The sequence below is a fragment of the Maribacter sp. genome, assembly GCF_039968975.1.
Lineage (GTDB): Bacteria > Bacteroidota > Bacteroidia > Flavobacteriales > Flavobacteriaceae > Maribacter.
The window spans coordinates 1-5,744 of the sequence record NZ_JBDVOT010000110.1; the positions used below are offsets into that span (position 1 = coordinate 1).

Annotated in this window: 5 protein-coding genes; 3 read left to right on the forward strand and 2 right to left on the reverse strand. The window is 33.9% G+C overall.

What is annotated here, in order from left to right:
- Together ABJI11_RS07610 and ABJI11_RS07615 are read right to left on the reverse strand one after the other, a co-directional pair.
- A partial coding sequence (locus ABJI11_RS07610; RefSeq protein WP_348350905.1) for a hypothetical protein occupies window positions 1-285 on the reverse strand: 285 nt, incomplete at its 3' end.
- A gap of 115 nt (window positions 286-400) precedes the next feature.
- Window positions 401-1,447: a GntR family transcriptional regulator gene (locus ABJI11_RS07615; RefSeq protein WP_348350907.1), complete on the reverse strand. Its 1,047-nt coding sequence runs from the start codon at window positions 1,445-1,447 to the stop codon at window positions 401-403.
- 230 nt (window positions 1,448-1,677) lie between these two features.
- On the opposite strand from ABJI11_RS07615, the gene ABJI11_RS07620 reads away from it, so the two are divergent.
- The 3 genes from ABJI11_RS07620 to ABJI11_RS07630 form a co-directional block, all read left to right on the forward strand.
- Window positions 1,678-3,783 (forward strand): bifunctional aldolase/short-chain dehydrogenase, encoded by a 2,106-nt coding sequence (locus tag ABJI11_RS07620; RefSeq protein WP_348350909.1) that lies wholly within the window; start codon window positions 1,678-1,680, stop codon window positions 3,781-3,783.
- A 76-nt stretch (window positions 3,784-3,859) separates the two neighbouring features.
- Entirely contained in the window at window positions 3,860-5,140 is a 1,281-nt protein-coding gene (locus ABJI11_RS07625) for a sugar isomerase (protein WP_348350911.1), read from the forward strand.
- A 10-nt stretch (window positions 5,141-5,150) separates the two neighbouring features.
- A partial coding sequence (locus ABJI11_RS07630; protein WP_348350913.1) for an FGGY family carbohydrate kinase occupies window positions 5,151-5,744 on the forward strand: 594 nt, incomplete at its 3' end.

Genomic DNA, 5,744 nt, shown 5'->3' on the forward strand with positions numbered 1-5,744 from the left:
CAATCGTTTGTCCAGCATCAAATTCTTTACCCCGTCATCTGTCATCCATAAATTGATGATTTGATCAAATACTTTACCAAAGTATTCAGCATCCTTGTTAATGCCATCAGAATCTCCCGTTTTTACTTCTGAATGAGGAAATTTCCTGCCTTGTCTTTTTTCAATAGCTAAATCAATGGTGTCTTTCCATAATTTTACTTCCTCTTCATTTAAAAAATCATCGACAATTAAAAAACCATTTTTGCGATAACTTGAAATCTCTTCTGCAGTTAAATTATATCTCATAACTCGGTAATTTTGGAATTTTAAATATTGGTTTTGATTTGTTAAACAATACTAGAATAAAATAGTATTTGCTTCATCCTGTGCTATCCTGTAATATTTTAAATCAATTTTTTATCTACATAGAGTTGCGGTCAATCAGATTAAATGGATTTTTAATTTTATTTACCTTGGAGTCTAAAATCAACTGAGCGGCAGATTTCCCCATATTTTCAAAATCAGTTGATATTACCGTTATTCCTAATAGTTCTTTTAAAGGAGTGTCATTGTAGGAGATGATGCCGATATCTTCTCCTATAGACATATGGTCTTCGCGTATTTGATGTACTAGATTTACTAAGTCGGTTTCTTCAATGGTAATATATAGATCCCCTTTCTTTAAGATCATATCATCATAAATCTCATTTAATATTTCAAAATCAAGATTGTTTTCCGCACAAAATTTTCTAAACCCAAAAACAATACGTTTTGGATAGGGGTATTCAATTTTTTCAGGATAGACCAATAAAAGCTTTTTATACCTTATAATTTTGTCTATACCCTCATTTAGGGCGTGGTATATGTCATTTTCAAAATCTTGATACACTTCAGAATAATCTCCATCTAAGGCAATCTTGTTATTGTCCATTATAATCAGTTTCTTTCTGGGTATATCATTTAATTTGTTAATGACAGATTCAGAGTAACTTTTATGTTTAAGTTGATCAGACTTAAAATGAGGCATAACTAGATAATAATCATATGCGTTTTGACTCTTGTCCAATAAATTTAAAAACAAGGATTCGTTACAGTGGTAAATAAATAAATCTGTATGTACATCACTACCCAGTGAGTTTATAAATGAATTATAAATTTTCATTTTATAGGTGCTCATTTTATTGGTAAGAAACAACACATTGATTTTAGAGATTAATTGTGTTCTTGAAACAAAATAACCTTTACCTCTTACTGACGTTATAATCTTTCTCTCTTTTAAAATTTTATATGCTTTCTCAACTGTATCTCTTGACAAAAGAAACTCTTCACTAAACATATTAATAGAAGGCAATTGTTCATCCATTACTATGGATCCCTTGGCAATACCATCAATTATAGAATCTACAATTTGTCTATATTTAGGTTTCCTTGACTTTCTGTCAATCACTATTTTTCTAAATGTTATCATTTAAATGGTGTTGTCAATTTATTGTTTATCGGAAATTATTTAGCTACTATCACTATAGTGAAAAGCTATTATTCATTTAAAATACACAATGATTTTGCTTAAACAAGGGTAAAATATATATTTAAAACAAGAGTGCTAATTTCCAGTATAGTACAGGATGCTATATTGGCTTGTAACTTTTAGCTTAGCTAGCTAATCTAACGATAATACTAATTTTTTAAGTAAAGTTCATGAGTCAGATATCTGAGAATTTAAAGTATGTTGATTATTTATGGGATCATAAAAAAGCCGCTGAATTTGGTAATGACCAAGTTGCCTTATTTCTTTACCGTTCAAATATTTTAGGAGCAGATTTAAGAATAACGAACTACGGTGGTGGCAATACAAGTTGTAAGACCATAGAGAAAGATCCGCTGACGAATGAGGAAGTTGAGGTAATGTGGATTAAAGGTTCTGGTGGAGATATTGGTACCTTGACTAAAGCCGGAATAGCAGGTCTTTATACGGAAAGACTACGAAATTTAAAAAATGTATATGGTGGATTAGAAGATGAAGATCGTATGGTTGGTCTTTTTAACCATTGTATTTACGATTTAAATAGTAAAGCACCATCTATTGATACTCCTTTACATGGTCTATTGCCATTTAAACATATAGATCATCTACATCCAGATGCGCTAATTGCAGTTGCAGCGGCAAAGGATAGCGAAAAAGTAACTAAAGAAATTTGGGGAGACACTATGGGGTGGGTGCCATGGCAAAGACCTGGTTTTGATTTAGGACTTCAATTAGAAAAATGTCTACATGACAACCCTGGAATTCGTGGAATTGTATTAGGTAGTCATGGTCTTTTTACATGGGGCGATACTTCTTATGAATGTTACATAAATAGTCTTGAAGTTATTGAAATGGCTTCTGATTATATTGAAAAAAGGATTGCCGATAATGGTAGTGTATTTGGAGGTCAAAAGATAAAAAGTCTCGCAAAAGAAGATCGGTTAGAAAAAGCGGCGCAATTAATGCCTCTGCTTAGGGGTCTTTGCTCTTCTGAAAATAGAATGATCGGTCATTTTAATGATAGTGATGTTGTTCTAGAATTTATTAATAGTCATGATTTAGAGCGTTTGGCACCTATGGGAACATCATGTCCTGATCATTTTCTAAGAACTAAAATACAACCTTTGGTTCTTGCATTGGATCCTAATGAAGATCTATCTGATACGACTTCGGTAAGCGCAAAACTACTTCCTGCATTCGAAGAATATAAGAAAGAATACCAGTCTTATTATGATAGCCACAAGCGAGATAATAGCCCTGCTGTAAGAGATGCTAGCCCGGTTATAATTATCTACCCTGGTGTAGGTATGTTCAGCTTTGCGAAAAATAAGCAAACCACTCGTGTTGCCAATGAGTTTTATGTAAATGCTATTAACGTAATGCGAGGTGCAGAAGCACTTACTGAATATACATCTTTACCGAGACAAGAAGCTTTTGATATTGAATACTGGTTGCTTGAAGAAGCGAAATTACAGCGTATGCCAAAAGAAAAACCTTTGTCACGTAAAGTTGCTTTGGTAACAGGAGCAGGTGGGGGTATTGGTAAGGCGATTGCCGATAAACTTGCTGAAGAAGGAGCTAATGTTGTGTTGACGGATATTGTCGAAGACAGACTTAAAGAGGCAGTATCTACCTACGCTAGAGATGTTGCTAGTTATGCTGTTTGTGATGTTACAAAAGAAACATCTATAAATGAAGCATATAAAAAGGCATGTTTAGAGTTTGGTGGCGTAGATATTGTAGTGCATAGTGCTGGTCTCGCTATTTCAAAACCTTTAGAAGAAACTACTGACAAAGATTGGGATATACTCCAAAATGTACTTGTAAAAGGACAGTTTGAACTTGCAAAACAAGCTGTAAGTATTATGCGCGAGCAAGGCTTGGGAGGAGACTTTATCAGTATTGCCAGTAAAAACGGATTGGTTTCAGGACCTAACAATGTTGCCTATGGAACGGCAAAAGCTGCACAGCAACATATGGCAAGATTATTAGCGGCTGAACTTGGTGGTGATAAAATACGGGTAAATACGGTTAATCCTGATGGTGTTATTGTAGGTAGCAAAATATGGGAAGGAGATTGGGCTGAAGGTAGAGCAAAAGCTTATGGAATTACTGTTGACGAATTGCCTGCGCATTACGCTAAAAGAAACCTTTTAAATGAAATTATTTATCCTGAAGATATTGCAAATGGAGTATTTGCCTGTGTAGGTATTTTAGATAAAACTACCGGAAATATTATAAATGTAGATGGTGGTATGAGTAATGCCTTCGTAAGATAATCTAGTTTGTTCTTACTTTCATGGGTCATTAGGGTTAATTAGCTCATGGAAGTATTTTTCAAAAATTAAGAAGTTTATGAGAATAGATAAAAATCAACTTGGTGATGCAAATAAAAAAAACATCATTGAGAATAATGAGCATTTCGATTTTTTAGCTAATAGATTAACTAAAAATGGTAAGGACGTTGATGCTATAATTAAAAAAATTGAGGACTTTCAGATAGCCATACCAAGTTGGGCATTAGGTGCTGGAGGTACACGTTTTGGACGATTTGGTTTTCAAGGTGAACCATCTAGTTTAGAGTTGAAGATAGACGATGTTGGTATAATTCATTCTCTTACGCAAAGTGCAGGTGCAATTTCATTACATATTCCATGGGATGTGCCGCAAGATTATAATGCGATTATTGATTTGGCAAAATCTCATGATATTGTATTTGATGCTGTGAACTCCAATACATTTCAGGACCAAAGGAATTCAATAGAAAGTTATAAGTACGGCTCACTTAGTAATACGGATAAAGCGGTACGTGAGCAGGCTATAGCGCACAATATAGAAGTCATAAAAATTGGGAACAAACTTGGTTCAAAAAGTTTAACCGTTTGGTTGGCAGATGGGGCTAATTTTGCAGGTCAAAGTAATTTTCAATCTGCACTACAAAATACAGAAGATAGCTTAAAGGATATTTACAAAACGCTACCTGATGATTGGAAAATGTTTATTGAATACAAACCTTACGAGCCTAATTTTTATAGTACGGTAATACAAGATTGGGGAACCTCTTTTATGCTGGCTAATGCTTGTGGTGAAAAAGCTTATACGTTAGTAGATTTAGGTCATCACTTGCCAAATACCAATATTGAACAAATAGTCGCTACCTTAATGTTAAAGGGAAAACTAGGAGGGTTTCATTTTAATGATAGTAAGTATGGCGATGATGATCTTACGGTTGGTAGTGTTAAACCCTATTCATTATTTTTAATATTTAACGCTTTGGTTTACGGTATGGAAAACAATCCGCAAAACCCTTACCCTGCTTGGATGATAGATGCTAGTCATAATTTAAAGGATCCTTTAGAAGATTTAATTCAGTCTTTAGAAGCTATTAAAGAGGCTTATGCAAAAGCACTTCTTGTTGACCAAAAACTTTTAAAAGCAGCGCAATTAGATCACGATGTCGTTAAATGCCAAGAGATAATTCAAGATGCATACCGTACGGATGTAAGACCATTGTTAGAAAAGGCTAGGCTTAGTAAAGGAGGTGCTTTAAACCCTTTAAATGCATATAGGTCATTAAATGTTAGAGAGAATTTGATCAAAGAAAGAGGTGCTAATTCAGTAGCTTCGGGTCTGTAATTAAATTGCAATGAAGGTTAAGGTAACGGCTGTATTCGATATTGGAAAAACGAACAAAAAGTTCTTTCTTTTCGATGAATCTTTTTGTGAGATACATCGGGAGTATGCTCGTTTCAATGAAATTGAAGATGAAGACGGTTACCCTACAGAAGATTTACAAGCATTGGCGAGTTGGGTCATTACCACATTTAATAAAATACTTGATTCTGAAGAGTACCATATTAAAGCTTTGAATTTCTCTTGTTATGGAGCAAGCTTGGTTAATATTGATGAAAATGGTAAACCCCTAACGCCTTTGTACAACTACATGAAGCCGTTAAAAACAGAAATTATTGATTCTTTTTATGAAACTCATGGAAATGAATTAGAAATTTCTAAGGAAACAGGTTCTCCTAAATTAGGAATGTTAAATTCTGGTTTTCAATTATTCTGGTTAAAATTCACGCAACCAAAACTATTTAGGGAAATTAAGTATTCATTACATCTCCCGCAATATTTGAGTTACCTTTTTACAGGTATACCCGTTAGCGATTTTACAAGTATAGGTTGCCATACCATGCTTTGGAATTTCGATAAAAAAGACTATCACCAATGGGTGTATGTG